Here is a 17,846-nt window from a genome sequence, read left to right on the forward strand (position 1 = left end):
CAAAACAGAAAAGCCCGGTCCTTGGGGGACCGGGCAGTGTGCAGGCAGGCCGGCGGGGAACCGGCAGGGAGTGGGGAGCCTGCATAATCCTTGGTCGCGCTGAAACCTGAAAAGGTTCAATACGACCGAAACTCAGCGATCAGGCCACTTGGCGGGCGAGATCCTCGATCGTTTCCACGCGATCGCTGGCAATCTGACGCAAGATCACCGTCGGGTCGCGGCCAAAGGGCACGTCGATGGCGACATGCAGGTCGGCGCGCGTCAGGCCGATATCGGCGAGTTCGGCGTCCGACATCTCGCCAAGGCGATAGAAGGCGCGGCGATTTTTCCAGGCGCGATAGAAATTGGAGACGGTGTTGGCCACGCGCATCGCAACGGCCGGACGCGAGGTGATGCGCGAGGTCTCGGTGGCGAAATCGATCGTGGTCATGTCGGTCTCCTTCAGACTCGAACGGACGAAACCAGGCAACAGACGCTGACAACAGCGGCCGTTCCGGTCCCAATTCACATGCCTTCATGTGGGTGATGCCAATTTGCCATCGACCGATTGATTAATCCAACGAATGTTTCTAATCTTTAGCATCAACACTAGTGATGGATCACGCCGATGAAAGCGCCGCTCGATCTCGATCAGTTGCAGACCTTCATCTCGATCGCCGATACCGGCAGCTTCACCCGCGCGGCGGAAGAGGTGCACCGCACCCAGTCGGCGGTGTCGATGCAGATGCGCCGGCTGGAGGAGCGGATCGGCAAGCCGCTGTTCGAGAAGGAGGGGCGCACCAACCGGCTGACCGAGGAAGGCGACAAGCTGCTGTCCTATGCGCGACGGCTGCTCTATCTCAACCGCGAGACGCTCGCCGCCTTCGACGATCAGCGGCTCGAAGGCACGATCCGCATCGGCACGCCTGATGACTATGCCGACCGTTTCCTGCCGGAGATCATGGCGCGATTCACCCGCTCCAACCCACGCGTCGAGCTTACGGTCATCTGCGAGCCGACGCCGGGACTGGTCGAGCACATCAAGCGCGGCAATCTCGACCTGGCGCTGGTGACGCACAATGACGTGCGCGGCCAGTCGGAAGTGGTGCGGCGCGAGCCGCTGCTGTGGGTCAGTTCGGCCAACCATGCGACGCATGAGCAGGTAACGCTGCCGATGGCCTTTGGCCGGCCGAACTGCATCTGGCGGCGGGCCGCCGTCGATGTGCTGGACCAGCAGAAGCGCGACTATCGCATCCTGTTCACCAGTTTCTCGGCGACCGTGATCACCGCAGCAGTGCTTTCGGGCCTGGCGGTCTCGGTGCTGCCGGAATGCGCGCTCCGACCCGGCATGCGGGTGCTGGGCGAAGCCGACGGCTTCGGCGCCCTGCCCGACTGCCGCATCGGCATCATGCGCGGCCAGACCTCGCGGCCGGAGATCGTCGATGCGCTCGCCCGCCACATCTCGGAGAGCCTGGACAACATCTCGGTGCCGCTGGGCGAGGAGACGGGAACATTCGACTTCGCAGCTCTCGCCTTCGCCAAGATGAAGCGGACCAGGCCGAACCAGATCCTGCCGGGTTGGTAGGCAGCGTTACGCGCGGACCGACGCTGGCCTGCTCTGAATGGGCGATAGACCCGGTAAGAGCAGCAACTGGGCGGGCTCGAGCGGAGGCGCGAGCAGGTAACCCTGCATCTGATGACAGCCCATGCCGACGAGCAGCGCCTTTTGCTCCTCGGTCTCGACGCCCTCCGCGGTAACCTCGACATCGAGCGCTATCGCCAGGTCGATCAACGCCTTGACGATCGCGGCGGAACTGGAGTCTTCGTCGAGCAGGCGCACAAAGGAACGGTCGATCTTGAGCTTGTCGATGACGTGACGGCGCAGATAATTCAACGATGAATAGCCGGTGCCGAAATCATCGAGCACGACGCCAACGCCCGATCGGCGCAAGGCTTCCAGAACCATCCTGGTCGTGTCGTTATTTTCCAGAAGGACGCTTTCGGTGATCTCGAGCTGCAATCGCGCCGGCGACAAGCCGGTCTCGGCGAGGATCGACACGACCTGCCCGGCAAAACCGGCGTCGCGCAGCTGCAGCGGCGAGACGTTGACGGCCACCCAGGGCAATTGCGTGTCAGCTGCGAAGCGGCAGGCCTCGCGCAGCACCCATTGGCCAAGCTCGCCGATCATGCCGCGTTCCTCGGCAATGGCGATGAACTGTTGCGGTGGCAAGGCGCCATGGATCTCATGCGCCCAGCGGATCAGCGCCTCGGCCCCGACGATTGTCCTGCCGTCGGCGGCGAAAATCGGCTGATAGGCCAGCTTGATCTCGGTCCCGCCACGGAGGGCGCGGCGGAGCGCGTTCTCGACCTTGCGCTTGCGCAGCAACAGGTCGTCCATGTCACCGGCGAAGACCTGATAGCGGCCGCGGCCATTCTTCTTGGCCTCGTAGAGCGCAATATCAGCCTTGCGCAGCAGATCGTCGGCATCGACCTTTGGACCCGACGCCAGGGCTATGCCGATGCTGGCGCTGACGAAGACCTGGTCGTCCATCAGCCGGAAAGGCTCCTGCAATTTCCGCAGCAGCCGTTCTGAAATATCCTCGGCTACCCTGGTATCGCGAATATCGACGAGGATGATCGCGAACTCGTCGCCGCCTAGGCGCGCCACTGTATCGATTTCGCGGACCATCCTCTGAAGCCTGGCCGCTGTCTGGCGCACGAGTTCATCGCCGGCGGGATGACCGAGCGTATCGTTGACGTGTTTGAAGCGATCGATGTCGAGATAGAGCAGAGCCATCCTTGCCGTATCGCGCCCGGTCGTAAGCAAGGCCCGCAGCAGCCGATCCTCAAAAAGGGCCCGGTTTGGAAGTCCCGTCAGCGTGTCGTGAAAAGCGAGATACTGTGCGTCCGCCTGACTTGTCTGCAGCGCCAGCGATGTCCGTCGCAGGCGCCGCAAGAGAAAAGCCAACGCACCTGCGGCAAGCAGCATGCCGGCGATCAATGCCGGACCGGCCTTGCGTATCAGTGTCAGACCGGGTCGCTCCTGATCCCAGCCGATATAGCCGAGAATAACACCGCGCGAATCCATCAGCGGAATGGCAGCCGAGCCGACCGATTGCGACAGAGGCAGCAGGTGGGCGCCATCGAGCAGGTACTTCTCAGCGATCTTGCCGATAACGGTGTCGTTGATGAACTCCACGGAGACATGCAGATATTCGCTGCCCCGCGCCTGCGTGACGCGGTCGGAACTTGGCACCAGCGGCATGATGCTGAGGATGGCCGGCTTGCCGCCGAGCGCCACCAGATCTTCGGCAACCATCTTGACCGGGCCGCCGGCCCCGGTCGCGTCCGGCGGTCTGGCGATCAGGCCGCGCAGCTTTTCGACGGTGGGTCGCAAGGCGGTTTCGTCCTCGGCATAAAGGTCCGGCGACACCACCTTTCCCTCACGCATGGCGTGGACTGGACGGCTGGCGTCATCCAGCACGTAGACGCGGTTGTGACCGTAGTAAGAATACATCCAGACGCTGAGGTTCTCGGCCATCCAGGCCTGATTGCCCGACTTGGCGTTGGTGACGGAATCGTCCCAGACTGAGACACTTTCCTGCTCGCGCTCGACGGCGGCGATCTGATCCTGCAAGCCGTTGGCGAAGAATATCTTTTGGCGCTCGAGCGAAACGCGGTCAGCCTGCACGGCGGCGTAGAAACCGAAGCCCACGACCATGACCAGCGCAAAAGCGGCAAGCGCCAGCACGGTCAGCGTGACCTGATACGTCAATGGGCTACGATGTGCGCGTGCGCTCATGCGTCCTTGGCCAGCTTCGTTGGGCGCCAGTCAACCAAACCAGCCTTAAGATCGCGTTATAACATTTGGCTCAGCACTGGCGCCTTGACGCCGGCGCTCAACCGTCCCCCAATCGGCTAATGAGCGATGCCGCATCCGAATCACGCACCAACGCCACCGAATACACGGTGAGCGAGATTTCCGGCGCGCTGAAGCGCACGGTCGAAGACGTCTTCGGCAATGTGCGGGTGCGCGGTGAAATCTCCGGCTATCGCGGGCCGCATTCCTCCGGCCATGCCTATTTCGCGCTGAAGGATGACCGTGCCCGGCTCGATGCCGTGGTATGGAAAGGCACGATGAGCCGGCTGAAATTCCGTCCCGAGGAAGGGATGGAGGTGATCGCCACCGGCAAACTCACCACCTATCCCGGCAAGTCCAACTACCAGATCGTCATCGACAATCTGGAGCCCGCAGGTGCCGGAGCGCTGATGGCGCTGCTGGAAGAGCGCAAGCGCCGACTGCAGGCAGAAGGGCTGTTCGAGGCCGGCCGCAAACGCCGGCTGCCGTTCATGCCGGGCGTCATCGGCGTCGTCACCTCGCCGACAGGGTCGGTCATCCGCGACATCATCCACCGCATCAAGGACCGTTTTCCGCTGCATGTGCTGGTCTGGCCGGTGCGCGTGCAGGGCGAAACATCGGGTGCTGAAGTGACCAATGCCGTCACCGGCTTCAATGCGCTGGCTTGGGACGGCCCTATCCAGCGCCCCGATCTCTTGATCGTGGCGCGCGGCGGCGGCAGCCTCGAGGATTTGTGGGGCTTCAACGACGAGGCGCTGGCCCGCGCCGTTGCCGCCTCCGGCATTCCGGTGATTTCCGCCGTCGGCCACGAGACCGACTGGACGCTGATCGACCTTGTCGCGGATGTGCGGGCGCCGACCCCGACGGGCGCGGCTGAAATCGCCGTGCCGGTGAAGGCCGACCTCGAAGCGACGCTGGCCAGCCTCGGTGCGAGGCTCAAGGCAGCGGTGCTGCGCAATTTCGAACGCAAACGGCAGGCCGCCCGTGCGGCGGCGCGCGCGCTGCCCTCGCCCGATCAATTGCTGGCGCTGCCGCGGCGGCGGCTCGACGAGGCAACATCGAGGCTCGGCCGCGGCCTGTCCGTCAGCGTCGATCGCAAGCGGGCGCGTCTCCAGGGCCAAAGGCTGACGCCGGCCACGCTGTCGCGGCGCATGAACGAGGCGCGCACGCTGACCGGCCGCGACCTTGCCCGGGCGCAGGCGGCGTTTTTTGCCATCGTGCGCGAGCGGCGTGCACGCTTTGCGCGCACCGCGACGCGGCTCTCGCCTGCACCGATCGTACGCCGGCAGAAACTGCAAGGGGACGCGCTGACGGCGCTCGCAAGGCGGCAGGATCGGGTCATCTCGCTGCGGCTCGAGCGCCTGCGCGGCCAGTTGAGCCAGGCCGAACGCCTGCTGACCACGCTTTCGCACAAGGCCGTTCTGGCGCGCGGCTTTGCCCTGGTTAAGGATGCCGAAGGCGCCGTCATCAAGCAGGCGGCCGATGTGGCATCGGGGATGGCGCTTTCGCTAGAGTTCGCCGACGGCACAGCGGAAGCGGTGGCAACCAGCGGTGCCGCGCGGCCGAAGCCGGTTGCGAGGCCTGCGACCAAGACCAAGGAACCCGGCAACCAAGGCTCCCTATTCTGAGACGCCCATGACCGATAGTTCGCATCACCTGAAAACGCCGTCAGGCAAACCGCGCGCCCGAAGCTTCGGCATCGGTTTTGACGGCACGCCGGGCTCGCTTAACGCCATCACAGATGTGCCCGGCGTTGCGGTCGGCTATGCGACGCTGATTTCGGGCGATGGCGCGCTGGTTGTCGGCAAGGGGCCGGTGCGCACCGGGGTCACCGCGATCCTGCCCAGGCCGCTTGCTGAGCTCGCCACGCCGGTCTTTGCCGGCATTTTCAGCCAGAACGGCAATGGCGAGCTTACCGGCTCGCACATCATCGAGGAAACCGGCGCTTTCAACTTCCCGATCACCATCACCAACACGCATTCCTGCGGTGTTTCGCGTGACGGCACGCTGCGCTGGATGCAACGCGTGTTGCCGGCCGCGCTCGACAGCGGCTGGGGCCTGCCGGTAGCGGCGGAGACCTATGACGGGTTCCTCAACGACATCAACGGCCACCATCTGACCTTTGAGCACGTGGCCCAGGCGCTCGATGATGCGGTCAGCGGACCAATCGAGGAAGGCAGCGTCGGCGGCGGCACCGGCATGATCACCTTCGGCTTCAAGGCCGGCTCGGGCACGGCGTCGCGTATCGTCGGGTGGCAGGGGCGCACCTACACGGTCGGCGCGTTCGTGCAGTCGAATTTCGGCAAGCTGCGCAATTTCACGCTTCGCGGCCAGCGCGTCGAGCCAGCGCTCGCCGAATCGGCGATCCGAGACGACGCGCGGCATGCGGAAAAAGGCTCGATCATTGCCGTCATCGCCACCGATGCGCCGTTCCTGCCGCATCAGATGAAGCGGCTGGCGCGCCGCGTGCCGCTCGGCGTCGCCATGACCGGCGGCTTCGGCTACCACAGCTCGGGCGATATCTTTCTGGCCTTCTCGACAGCCAATCCTGCCGCGGCGCTGGCGCCGTCGGGCCGGATCGCCAATGCCACCTTCATCCCGGACACCGACATCGATCCGTTTTTCGATGCGGTGATCCAGACGGTGGAGGAATCGATCCTCAACGCCCTGGTCGCCAATGACGACATCACCGGGCGCGACGGCAATTTCGTGCCGGCACTGCCGAAGGCATGGCTCAAAGAAAAGTTTGGGCTGAACGAGAAGTCGGCTGAGGGCTGATACGGAAACGCGGGCTAACAGCCCGCGCGTTTCAGACAAGATTGCCTCTGCGAATTATCCCGCGGCTTTGGCGGACGCCTGCTGATGCTGGTCGGCCTCGGCGGCTTCCTCGAGCCGGGATGCAATCAGTTCCTTGATGTCGCCGACTTCTTCCTGGATATCCTCCAGATGAATGCCGACTTCGGCGGCCTTGGCAGCGCATTCCTTGGCCAATGTCTCGGCCTGCTTGTCGATCCTCGCCTGGGACTGGCAATGGACCTTTTCGCCGATCCATCCCCGCAAGAACTCGATCGCGTGTTCGCTCATACTGCTGTTCCCTGGCGGCAAAGCCGGTTGGTAATCATAAACGCCAGCATCCCATGAAGGATGCATGTTCCCATTCGAGCCGAGTCGCGGTCACCCGGCAAGCCGATGCCGTCCAAGGTCCACAACGCTGAAGGAAATCGAGGATTCACGAACATTTCTGATTCTGGTGGGTCGGTACCGTTGGCTGGATCAACCCAGCTTCGCGCCACTGTTTCTGTTTGCTTATTTCCGGTTTCCGAGCCGATTTTCGTCACAAAAGATGGGCGCAATGCGTAACATATTCACGGTTGCTTCAACAGGCGGTTTTCAAGCACGCGGGCCGAAGTCGCCGGTATATAGTGATATCCTCACGCAATGTCGACTCCCTCGATCTTGCCCATAAGGCCCACAAAGTCGCACCCAGCGCACCCCCGTCAGAACGTCTCCACCCAAGGCCTCAACTCCATTTCCCAAGTCCAGGCGCTGCGGTGCTGGCGATGGATGGAGAGATAGGCCTCGGCGATCGCATCCGGCGACAGCCGGCGATCCGGCGTATCGGAATCCCCTGCGGACGCGGCCGATGCAATGCCGCCATCGATGATGAAATGCGCGACGTGGACGTTCTTCGGCGCCAGTTCGCGGGCCATGGACTGCGCCAGCCCGCGCAAGCCGAATTTGGGCATGGCAAAACCGGCTGAGCCCGCGAACCCTTTGACGCTTGCCGTCGCCCCGGTGAAGAGGATCGAACCCGAGCCCAGAGCCACCAGCCGCCGGGCCGCCTGCTGTCCGACCAGGAACCCGCCATAGGCGCCGACCAGCAAAGCCTGTCGAACCGCCTCGGGATCGAGCTCGGCTATCGGCCCACGAGCACGTCCGCTGGCGTTGAAAACCACCAGCGAGAGCGTGCCGGCCTTGTCGGCGACCTCGAACAGGTGCTCCACCGACGCGGCGTCGGAGACATCAGTTGCCACGGCTTGCGCGCCGGTCTCGGCCCGCAGAGCGTCAAGCTTTTCGACGTTACGGGCCGCCAGAACGACCTGGAACCCGTTTTTCGCAAGAAGACGCGCAAGCGAGGCGCTCAATCCGGACCCGACACCTGCGATGATGGCGACATTGGATGTCATGAGAACTCTCCTGTTTTGCATTGATCGCGATCGCCGACCGGAGCGAATGGCCTGGGAATTTGCCGGATCAGCGCGGCACCGACAATGCTCGGCGGCACAGAAAAATGGCCGGGCGCGAAACCGGCCCGGCCAAAAAGAAGGTCAGAACCTTCAGAGGGGAACACCGTTCAGTGGAATGGGAGGAAACCGCCAAACGATCATTCTGATGTGAGCCGATTTTAGGCCGGTTGCGACGAATGATTTTCCAAAATTGTCCGGCATCGCGAAAATCCCGTTCTTTCTCGCCACACCGCCTTCAGCGCGCCGGGGCTTCCGGCTCGAGCAGATCCGCATAGTGGCGCTTTGCCACGTCGGGATGCGAGCGCAACCGGCTTTTCAGCACGTTGGTTCCGACATCGCGAAACAGCGGATTGTCCGGATCACTAGCCGGGCCCCGCGCCTGCGCCGCCAATTCCTCGGACAGGCCAAGCAGCGGTATGGTCGCATCGAGCCTGGCGCTGAAGAAGAACGGCACTGAAATGCGCTCTACGCCGGCGGGCGGCGTCACGACGCGATGCACGGTCGCGCGCAAATAGCCGTTCGAGGCCAGTTCAAGCAATTCGCCGATGTTGACGACGAGCGTGCCGGGAATAGGGTCCACATCCACCCAGCTTCCATCATAATCGACCTGCAACCCCTTGTTGTCATCTTGCAGCAACAACGTCAGGAAACCGCCATCCTTGTGCGCGCCGACACCCTGGTTGCCGCCGGTCGCGTCACGGCCGGGGTAGCGCACGATCTTCATGCGATGGTTGGGTTCTGCGCTGTAGATCGGGTCGAACGCGTCCTCGGGCTGATCGAGCGACAGCGCGAAGGCCTTCAGCAGCCGGATCGCCACGGCCGTCACCTTGGCCTGCCAGGCGAGCAGCGACGGTTTGAGATCGGGTAGCGCCGCTGGCCACTGGTTCGGGCCCTGCAGCCGCGTCCAGGCGGGAACTCCCGGCCCTTGCGCTATGGGTTGGCGCTCGACGCCGATGTCGAGCTGCTCGCGCCAGTCTTCCTTGCCCTTGGTCAATTCGCCGCCGGCGCGCGTGTAGCCGCGGAACTGCGAGGACTTGACCATCTCGATCGAGAGCTTGTCAGCCTCCGCCAGGGCAAAGAAGCGGCGCGACGCGGTGAGCACCTCGCTGATCTCGGCCCAGGGGATGCCATGTCCGGCCAGGTAGAAAAAGCCAATGTCACGCGAGGCGGAACGCAAGTCCGCCAGAAATGTCCGGCGCTCCGATGCGCCTTGTTCAAGACGGCTCAGATCGAGCACAGGCACTATTCTGGGCATATCAGGCTCCTTTCCCAGCGTATTCCGGAAGTTGCTTGGAACCTCTTCCGGAAACCCAGCCGATTGAACATGCAGGCACTTTTCCGCGACCGTAGTTGCCATCAGTGCTGGCGAGTCTCATCGACTTCGGGTTGCCGGGAAAGAAACGATCGGTCCTTCGTCGCGGCCGCGACGAACAATTTTTCCATTCGCAGGCGGAAGCAGATGATGATCGCGATCCATTCGCGTAAATACGTGGGAAAGCGGAAGCCGCCTGCATAGCTACAGCACGCCGCCTTCGCATAGATCGTCAGCCCGTTATCCAAGACCGATGGCTGGAATCATGCGTGTTGCGCGCCAGATTTAGCCGCCAAGGCGCGACAATCATCTCCCCTTGATCAAAACTGGTGAAAATAAAGATAAAATAATATTCACAGTATAATTACGATTACGCACAGAATCATTCGACTGAACAGTCGCTGATATTGGCGACCACCTTTAGGCTACCCGTTACTGCCGACTTGAGAGCCATTGCCTCAGGGGCGACTATCCCGACCGGCGTTAATCGCTTTGGTCCCGCTCCCCTGAGGGGCCGATCGCTCAAGAGGAGATCTCGAGATGGACGGGTATGACGAATCGATGTTCGACGACCTTGCCTTTGATGAAGCGGAAGGCCCTGCCGACAGCTACGACGAATTCGACGAAATGGACGAAGGCGATGGCTTTGACGGCGCCGATGAGGCCGACGAAGGCGACGGCTTTGACGAAGGCGACGAGTTCGAGGCCTCCGGCTTCGACGAGATGGACGCCGGTGACGAATTCGATGCCGGTGACGAGTTCGACGAAGGCGACGGCTTCGACGAAGGCGATGAGTCCGACGACGATGCCTGGGATCAGGCGATGAGCTACGCGCTTGCGGCCGAAGACAGCGACGAGTTCTTCCGCCGTATCGCCCGGGGCATTCGCGGCGTCGTGCGCACCGTCCGACGCGCCGCTCCCACGATCGGCCGCATTGCTCGTGCGGTGGCACCCGTCGCCAGCCTCATTCCTGGCGTCGGCACCGCCATTGGTGGTGTCGCCAATGTCGTCGGCCAGCTGATGGCGGATGAAGCGTCCGAAGACGAGGCGCTTGACGCATTCGCCGAGCTGGCGGTGCGCAATCGTGCCGCCATCCCACTTGTCGCCGCGCTTGCAACGAGACGAGTGCTTGGCCCGGTGGCGGCGCGCATGCCTGCCGCGGCACGCGCACAGGCAATTCGCACCGTGCGCCGTGCTGCTACCCAGCTTGTCAACCGTGGCGGACCAACCGCAATCCGCGCGCTGCCCCGGATCGCCAACAGCGTTCGCCGTACGGCCGTCACGCGCCGCACGCCGGCGTCGGTCCGGCCCCTGGTTCTGGCGCGCACCGCGCGCCGTGTCGCGGCACGCGGGCAAGGTCTGCGCCGGCAATTGACGCGACCCCTGCAGAGAGGGCGCCAGATCGTGCGCCGCACCGCGGCGGCGGTTCGTGCCGGCATGGCTCCAGGACAAAATCTTGCACGTATCGCGGGGCGAGCCTTGGGCGCCGGGCGGGCTGCTGGTGGTTGGCCAGGCGGATATGGCCAGCACCATGGCCGTCGCCGGCGGATCACGATCCGCGGTCCGGTCAGCATCACCATCCGGCCGAACTGAAGCCCCGACTTGCAACGGAAGGATCGTGGCGATGCGCACGGGTTCTTCGACCAGGCGGTTCCTGGACACCAAACTGCGGGCTTTGAAGGCTCGTGCACAGCGCCTGAACCGCCTGACGCCGCGGCGCATCGGGCTTCGTCCCGAAGACCTGCCCTATGCGCCGTCGCGGGCTCACTTCCACGCCGCTAACAAGCGGCTGGCGACCATCGGCAACACCATCAACCGGCAGATCGCCGCGATCGAGCGTGGCTGGCCACCCGCAACGGCCCAGGCCGCGCTCACCCAGATGGCAATGCTCGACCGCAGCATAGACCGTCTGCGTCGCACCTTCGGCATGTTCTTCGAGGTGATGTCGCAGCGTGGCTCTGGCTTCGCTCCGGCGCTCGCCGCCCATGACGCGATCGCGCTCGACTGCTACACCGTTGTCCGTGAGGCCTTGCCGGGCGTCTTCCGTGGCCCGCTCTTGAAGCCGCTGACCTATATGGAACATGGCTATTCGCCGGCCACCCAACGCCGCGGCGTGGCACTCGCCCGCCTGCTCGGTGACAGCAATCCATTCCCGGTGATCCGCATTCCCTGGGATCGCGACAATCCCTGGCAATCGGTCTTCCTGCACGAGGTCGCACACAATCTGCAGGCCGACATGGGACTCTGGCAAGAAAACGCGCAAGCGGTTGCCAACCGACTGGCCTCAATGCGTTTCGACCCGCTCGTGGTGACGATCATGCGCCGCTGGCACAAGGAGATCTTCGCCGATCTCGCGGCATTGCTGCTTGGCGGCACCGCGTCGGTCTGGGGCATGATGGAGTTTCTTGCCCATCCTGGTGCGCGCGCCCTCACCTATCGCCCCGGCGGTGCGCATCCAACCGGCTGGATCAGGGTTCTGATCCTGACCGAAATGCTGCGCCGCATGGGCTTTGCCGACGAAGCGGCCCGCGCCGAGCGCGTCTGGCGCGGCCTCTACAACCCAGCCCGCGGCCACAGGCTGCCTCCGATCCTGCTTGCTTCGGTGCCACGTGTCATCCCGGCACTGGTCGACGAGATCGCCTACCAGCCACGGCGCGGTCTTGGTCAGCACGCGCTGGCCGACGCCATTCCTTTCACGCGCGCCGACGAGGCCCGCATCCGCCGTGGCGGAATCCTGATCGCGGCGGGGCGAGTGCCTGACCTGCCGCCACGTTTTCTTGTGTCGGCCAGCCGTTTCGCGCTGGAGGCCGGCGCCGAACCGGATGCCATTGCCAAGCTCGTCATCCGAAACCTGGCCCAGCGTCAGGCAAACCGACGGCCCACTGCGCAACCGTCCCCAGCCGCACTCGTTGCATGAGGTGAGATGTCATGGTCGACCTATTTACAACCGCCGCCAGCCCGGTCTCGAAATTTCGGTCGCCCGCCACGGTTGCCGTGGACAATCTGCTGCGCAAGACATTGCGTGTCAGTGATCCGCGCGATCCCGACCAGATCGCCAACGCGCTCCTGAGTTTCTACCCTGAGGAAGCCGACAGGGACCGTCGCGAGCGCGCCGGCCTGGCCTATTCCAGCGTGCCCGACTATGTGCCGCGGGTGCAGAACACCGGCCCGTCCTCGGTCGAGATGGCGCAGGCGCAGGACGATCTTGAACGCGACCTGCAGACGCTGTCGACCTCCTCGCCGCTTAAGGACATCCGCATCGAGTTGATCGGCTGGGGCCGTTCGATCCGGCAACTCGCCAATGACGGGCTGGCCGCCGCCCGGCTGTCGCTGGATTCGGTCAATCACGACCGCGCCATGTCGGCGCGCCGGCAGCTCGGCGAGTATTCGCGGCTGGCGCGCTATGTCGGCACGCTGACCGATGGCAGCGCCATCCTGTTCCGGCGCCTGGCGCAGAGCTGCGATGTGCTGGCCGGCCTCATCCTCGTCGCCATCGGCGAAGGCCTGGCGTCCAACGGCATCACCCGCAGCACGTCGATCGTGCGTTCGGCGGCCGGTGAACTGCAGGCGCGCCGCAACGCCGTCATCATGGCGCTGCGAAGCCTGACCGGATCGGTGGAAAGCGCGCTTGGCCAGGAGGACTGGCCGCGCGGCATCGAAGCCTATCGCAACCTGGTATTGCAGCTGGAAGCGGGCGGCCAGGCAGATTTGCGCGCGCTTCTGGAAGAGAACGCGCTGTCGCAAGCGATGGACGACCTGGTCGACCTGTCGACCGGCGCCAGCGTTGAGAGCCTGCGGGAATTGTCAACGGCGTCCGCCATGCTGGTTCACCGCTTCCAACGCCTGATACAGTTCGGCCAGAGCATCCCGGTGCCGATCGACGTGCCGATTACCTCTGGGCCCCCGGAATCGCCGCCGCTGGTGGCGTTCGTCTCCAGCCTGCAGCTTTTCGTCGATGCCTTCGTCGCCAAGGGCAGTTCGCGGCTGCTTTATGTCGCGCGCCCGCCGATCATCGTCTATGGCCTCTATGGCGCCGGTGGTCCCGACCAGGGCGCCGTCCGGCTGATGAACCTAACCATCGCGCGCGGTTTCCTGCTCGAACAGGTCGACTGTTTCGCCGGCTGCGGCTGCGACGATGACAACATCAGCTGCCAGGTGCTGCTCGACTACATGTTGTTCCTGCTCGACCGGTCGATCGATCTCTACGCGGTCGGCACCGATCCGGACGGGCTTGGCGAGCAGGAAAGGCGGGCGACCACGGTGGGCATCGTTGCCGACGCGGTGCTGGACCTGACCGACCAGTTGAAAAACCCCGGCGTGCTGCTGTGCGAATTCAGCGACAAGCTGAAGAGCAAGCTCGGCACCATCTCCGGCGAACTGCTCGGCCCCTTCGGTGGTCCTGGCGCCTGGGATCCCGGCCTGAAAGGGCTGATGGTGCGTGAATTGCGCACCTTCTACCAGGCCGAGGACCAGACCGAGCGCCTGGTGCGCTCGCTGACCCCGCAATGCGACTTCAACGTCTTCAATTTCCGCAACAACCAGTCGCTGATCCGCACGATGATCCGTTCGATCCTGCAGAACACCTTCGGCCAGAATACCAACCTGCCGAGCCCGGTCCAGATGCCGTCGCCGATCGCGAGTTCGATGGCGAGCATGGGCCAGAACCGCCCCGACTATTGGTCGGCCTGAACGGTCAGGAAAGGAAAACGACAATGGCACTGAAAATCCCGTTTCCCTACCATCCGGCCAACAAGTTCCACGCCGGGATCAAGGTCCGTTTCGAGGCGGAAGCCGAGACGCCGCAATCGATCGACCTGTTGGCCGACAAGGTCGACAACGGCAGCAAGGGCACGCAGAAGGCCATTGGCGACGTCGCCAGGGCAATCAAGGGCTTTCCGGATGGCGAACGGTCGAAGCAGATCTTCGAGCGGTTGACCGTTGCGATCGAAACCGTCGCCATTGGGCTGCAGAAGCAGCCCAATGGCGAGGCCATCGACAAGAAGCTTGGCGAGATCGGCAAGAGCCTGCATCAGATCGACAGGACGATGCAGTCGTTCGGCGTGCCGGAAAAGGACAATGTCACGGCGCTCTATGCCGCCGCGGTCGACACGACCGGCGACATCGTCGGGCGGACGACCGCTGGACAATGGTTGAACCAGGCGAAATTCGCCTCGTTGCACGAAATCGTGGCATTCCAGAAAGGAAAGCCTCAGGACGTCAGGCGCACCGAATTCATCAAGCGTATGCGCGGCGTCCCGGCCATCGACCACGGTCTTCCCGCCGTGATCAGCGACAGCGAACTGGTTCGGTTTTTCGAGCTGGCGCCCGCCGTCTGGAAGGCCATCGAGGACAGTCCGGACCCGTCGTCCCAACAGCCGCCCAAAGCGTGAAAACAGTGAGCCGCCAATTCGAGCAATATGAGGTCTGTTATGGCTAGCGAATCCAATGAGGTCATCCAACGGCTGTTCCAGCGCTTCTTCAGGGACGAGCTGCCCGGATTGTCGCCGGCGGACCGCGCCGCATTCGAAAGCGAGTTCGAGGGGCGCTACGGTGACCTGCTCGACCGTTCGTCCAGCGCGACGCCCACCAGCTTCGCCGATCTGGTCGGCTTCGGCGACGGGCCGCTCAAGCCGTTCGATGCGCTGCAGATGCCGCAGCTGCGCAATGATTTCGACGAATCCATCATCCCGCCGCAACTACAGGCCTCGGCCGAACTCTATTACATCTACCAGATGGATCGCATGAAGCTGTTCCAGGTGGTGGACGTGCTGCGCCGGCTGTTCCAGAACGGCCAGATCCGCATCCAGCGCGGCCCTGGCGCGCGCGGGCTCTACATCCTCGAGAAGTGGCGGCCAATCCGCTACAAGCGCCGCGACCGGCTGATCGCCTATCGCCGCGTCTTCAATTATGGCCGCGCGCCGGTGCCGGCCGGCGCCATCGTCAACCGCAGCTTCCACTTCCAACTGGTCGCCTTCATGAACGCGATGTCGCAATACTTCCAGGATCTGACCATCGGTCAGGTCATCCGTGGCAGCTCCACCATCAACGACCGGCCCTTCGCGGCACTCGCCACGGTGCAACGTGTCGGCACGGACCTGCGCTATCACCTCGACCGTTCGAGCTACGGCAACATCCTGGCGCTGACGCGGGAAACCGGCCAGTACGTACAGCAGATCTTCGAGCTGTTCGACGCGCCCGACATCAAGAGATCCTTCGACGCCAACACCAAATGGGATGTCATCGAGGCCGTGGCCAACCGCCATCTGGGCGGGGCCGCCGAGATGTCGCAGCGCGCCAAGATGGCCGACGCGGGCCGGCGGACACTGCAATACATCGCCGAGAACGATTTCCGCACAACGATCACGCCGGCGGAGTTCGATGCCGATGCCAAGAAGATGGGCTCGCAGGCCGACGCATGGCTTGCCGCCTACAGGCTGACGCGCGAAGGACGCCGCTTCCCCGGCCTCGACGGCGATCGCGTGCACTGGTCATACGGGATGAACCGCAACATGGCGTCGCGCATAGCCGCCTGAACTGTTCGCCGAGACTGAAGGGTGTCAGCGATGGACCACCATCTTGCTCTTCCCGGGCGTTTCGCGGCCAAGCCGCCGAACATCGTCATCGACGTCCCCCTGGCACTGTCGCCGATGGGGTTGCTGGTGACGGTGATGCTTTCCCAGTCGGCGCGCGTATGGCTGCCGCGCGGCTTCTATACCTTGCTCGACAACGATGAATACTACCGTCGTCGGCCCGATCAGATGGGAGGCAGTTGGCTCGACCCGGGCACGCGCGACGCCATCCTCAAAGAGCTGACGCTCGAACTCGAACCATGGCGGCGGGCCTGGCAGAATGGCCGCCTGTCATCGCGGGTGCATTGGATCGGTGACGCCCAGTATGAAAGCGCATTGCCAGAGCGCGAGGAAACGGCGCTGTTGCCGCGCTTTGAGGGTTGCTGCGCGGCGCTCGAAACGCGTTTTGGCGATGTGGCCGGCACCGCTGCTCCGCTCGACGAGTGCGCGCGCGACGTGATCGCGCTCTCTGCCGCGCTGCAGCCCGACAACACCTATATTCTTACCATCGCCGGCAATGACGGCGCCAGGCCGCCGCTCTGCGACTATCTTGAGCGGCTGGCATTTCCCACCAAACGCCACCCCGGAGCAATCCCGGGATGGTCCGGGCCGGCACTCTGGCCGGCCGCGGCTCCCATCGCGGCAAGCGGCCGCAATGCCGCGATCGTGCAAGTGGTCGCCCCGGTCATCCTGGCGCTGCCCGATGGCTGGACCGAAACCGACTGGGCGCTGGAAGATCCGGCCGACCATGATGACGCGACAGCCGACGATCCGTGGCGCAATGCCTGCGCCCTCTGGTACGAACTAGCGCCGGCGGAGGTGGCGGCATGAAACCGCCCCGCATCCACCCGGTGCATGGCCTGCGCACCAATGCGCGCGATCTGGTGATGATCAGCGTCGCCGGACAGGTCGCCTCGCCGACCGAGAAAGGCACGCCCTGGCGCATCGGCTACGACGGCAGGCCACGTTCGCTGCCGGGCACCGGGGGCATCGTGCTCAACCATCGCGTCGGCGATCCCTGTGTCGGCTTGGCCGGCGACCATGTCGAACCGGCGGTGTCGATCCGCAACGAAGCGCGCGCGGCCGGCGGCAGCCCCGACGCCGCCAACCAGGCGCTGCAAAGCTATTCCTGTGTCGGCAATCACGCGATCGTCACGTCAGGACGCGCGGTCGGCGCGCGCGGCGTGGTGACTGGCAAGCATGGCGGCGTCGACACCGTGCTGATCGACTTTCCGCTGCCGGCGATGCGGCAGATGGCAATCGGCGATCGCATCCAGGTCTGGGCCTACGGACTTGGCCTGCGCCTCACCGACTATCCCGACGTCGCGATCTGGAACTGCTCGCCAAGGCTGCTGGCGCGCTGGCGGCCGGTCGAACGCAACGGCAGGATCCACGTCAAGGTGACGCACCGCATTCCCGCGCGTGTCATGGGATCGGGCCTCGGCCGCAACAACGTGCTGCGCGGTGACTACGACATCCAGATGTCCGATCCCGGCATGGTGCGGCGCTACAGGCTCGGATCGCTGCGCTTCGGCGACATTGTCGGCATCATGGATGCGGACAACCGCTATGGCCGGTCACGGCTGGGAGGACATGTGTCGGTGGGCGTGATCGTGCATAGCGACAGCACGGTCGCTGGGCATGGGCCGGGCGTCGTCTCGCTGCTTTCGGCGCCGGCTTCGGTTCTGCAACTGGAGCTCAGCCCTGACGCCAACATCGCGCGCTATCTGGACATTCGACCGCCGCGGCCGGCACAGCCGTCGTTTCCCCTGCCGACGGTCGAGCAAAGGGAACGGACCGTGGCACGGCTGCGCCGGCGGGCCACGGCGTCGGACCCGAGCATGGTGACTGGATCCGGGTAGATCCGGCCTGAGCGGAGA

Annotated in this window: 16 protein-coding genes; 10 read left to right on the forward strand and 6 right to left on the reverse strand. The window is 64.2% G+C overall.

Features of this window, described 5'->3' with window-relative positions:
- Positions 1-139: 139 nt before the first annotated feature.
- A complete protein-coding gene (locus tag EB235_RS31030) occupies positions 140-430 on the reverse strand; it encodes a DUF1127 domain-containing protein (RefSeq protein WP_027033616.1) in 291 nt (96 codons plus the stop codon).
- Positions 431-607: 177 nt separating this feature from the next.
- Here EB235_RS31030 and EB235_RS31035 point away from each other — a divergent pair, with 177 nt between their 5' ends.
- Positions 608-1,564 carry a LysR substrate-binding domain-containing protein gene (locus tag EB235_RS31035; protein ID WP_027033615.1) on the forward strand — a complete coding sequence of 319 codons (957 nt, stop codon included), beginning with the start codon at positions 608-610 and terminating at the stop codon, positions 1,562-1,564.
- 6 nt (positions 1,565-1,570) lie between these two features.
- Here the strand turns inward: EB235_RS31035 and EB235_RS31040 are convergent, their stop codons facing one another.
- Positions 1,571-3,781 carry a bifunctional diguanylate cyclase/phosphodiesterase gene (locus tag EB235_RS31040; protein ID WP_027033614.1) on the reverse strand — a complete coding sequence of 737 codons (2,211 nt, stop codon included), beginning with the start codon at positions 3,779-3,781 and terminating at the stop codon, positions 1,571-1,573.
- A 119-nt stretch (positions 3,782-3,900) separates the two neighbouring features.
- Between EB235_RS31040 and xseA the strand changes: the two genes are divergently transcribed.
- On the forward strand, positions 3,901-5,466 hold the full coding sequence (xseA, locus tag EB235_RS31045) for an exodeoxyribonuclease VII large subunit (RefSeq protein ID WP_027033613.1): 1,566 nt from the start codon (positions 3,901-3,903) through the stop codon (positions 5,464-5,466).
- A 7-nt stretch (positions 5,467-5,473) separates the two neighbouring features.
- Entirely contained in the window at positions 5,474-6,616 is a 1,143-nt protein-coding gene (locus tag EB235_RS31050; protein ID WP_027033612.1) for a P1 family peptidase, read from the forward strand.
- 54 nt (positions 6,617-6,670) lie between these two features.
- Here EB235_RS31050 and EB235_RS31055 read toward each other — a convergent pair whose 3' ends face one another.
- The 4 genes from EB235_RS31055 to EB235_RS31070 form a co-directional block, all read right to left on the reverse strand.
- Positions 6,671-6,922 (reverse strand): DUF768 domain-containing protein, encoded by a 252-nt coding sequence (locus EB235_RS31055; RefSeq protein ID WP_027033611.1) that lies wholly within the window; start codon positions 6,920-6,922, stop codon positions 6,671-6,673.
- A 413-nt stretch (positions 6,923-7,335) separates the two neighbouring features.
- On the reverse strand, positions 7,336-8,025 hold the full coding sequence (locus EB235_RS31060; RefSeq protein WP_027033610.1) for an SDR family NAD(P)-dependent oxidoreductase: 690 nt from the start codon (positions 8,023-8,025) through the stop codon (positions 7,336-7,338).
- 295 nt (positions 8,026-8,320) lie between these two features.
- Entirely contained in the window at positions 8,321-9,340 is a 1,020-nt protein-coding gene (locus tag EB235_RS31065) for an isopenicillin N synthase family dioxygenase (RefSeq protein ID WP_027033609.1), read from the reverse strand.
- 101 nt (positions 9,341-9,441) lie between these two features.
- The gene (locus EB235_RS31070) at positions 9,442-9,645 is read right to left on the reverse strand and encodes a hypothetical protein (protein WP_027033608.1); all 204 of its coding nucleotides are present in this window, start codon (positions 9,643-9,645) and stop codon (positions 9,442-9,444) included.
- A 292-nt stretch (positions 9,646-9,937) separates the two neighbouring features.
- Between EB235_RS31070 and EB235_RS31075 the strand changes: the two genes are divergently transcribed.
- From EB235_RS31075 to EB235_RS31105, 7 genes are read left to right on the forward strand one after another with little or no spacing between them, the layout of a single operon-like run.
- Positions 9,938-10,990, forward strand: coding sequence for a hypothetical protein (locus tag EB235_RS31075; protein ID WP_027033607.1), 1,053 nt, complete (start codon positions 9,938-9,940; stop codon positions 10,988-10,990).
- Positions 10,991-11,021: 31 nt separating this feature from the next.
- Positions 11,022-12,314 (forward strand): hypothetical protein, encoded by a 1,293-nt coding sequence (locus EB235_RS31080; protein WP_032925961.1) that lies wholly within the window; start codon positions 11,022-11,024, stop codon positions 12,312-12,314.
- Between the two features lie 11 nt (positions 12,315-12,325).
- The gene (locus EB235_RS31085; RefSeq protein WP_245268897.1) at positions 12,326-14,086 is read left to right on the forward strand and encodes a hypothetical protein; all 1,761 of its coding nucleotides are present in this window, start codon (positions 12,326-12,328) and stop codon (positions 14,084-14,086) included.
- Positions 14,087-14,109: 23 nt separating this feature from the next.
- Entirely contained in the window at positions 14,110-14,787 is a 678-nt protein-coding gene (locus EB235_RS31090) for a hypothetical protein (RefSeq protein WP_027033604.1), read from the forward strand.
- A gap of 39 nt (positions 14,788-14,826) precedes the next feature.
- Complete coding sequence (locus EB235_RS31095; RefSeq protein WP_027033603.1) at positions 14,827-15,930, forward strand: hypothetical protein; 1,104 nt, start codon at positions 14,827-14,829, stop codon at positions 15,928-15,930.
- A gap of 30 nt (positions 15,931-15,960) precedes the next feature.
- The gene (locus EB235_RS31100) at positions 15,961-16,797 is read left to right on the forward strand and encodes a hypothetical protein (RefSeq protein ID WP_032925960.1); all 837 of its coding nucleotides are present in this window, start codon (positions 15,961-15,963) and stop codon (positions 16,795-16,797) included.
- Positions 16,794-17,828, forward strand: coding sequence for a DUF4438 domain-containing protein (locus EB235_RS31105; RefSeq protein WP_027033601.1), 1,035 nt, complete (start codon positions 16,794-16,796; stop codon positions 17,826-17,828). The genes EB235_RS31100 and EB235_RS31105 overlap by 4 nt, the downstream gene beginning before the upstream one ends.
- Positions 17,829-17,846 lie beyond the last annotated feature (18 nt).

The organism is Mesorhizobium loti R88b (assembly GCF_013170845.1).
Classification (GTDB): Bacteria; Pseudomonadota; Alphaproteobacteria; order Rhizobiales; family Rhizobiaceae; genus Mesorhizobium; species Mesorhizobium loti_B.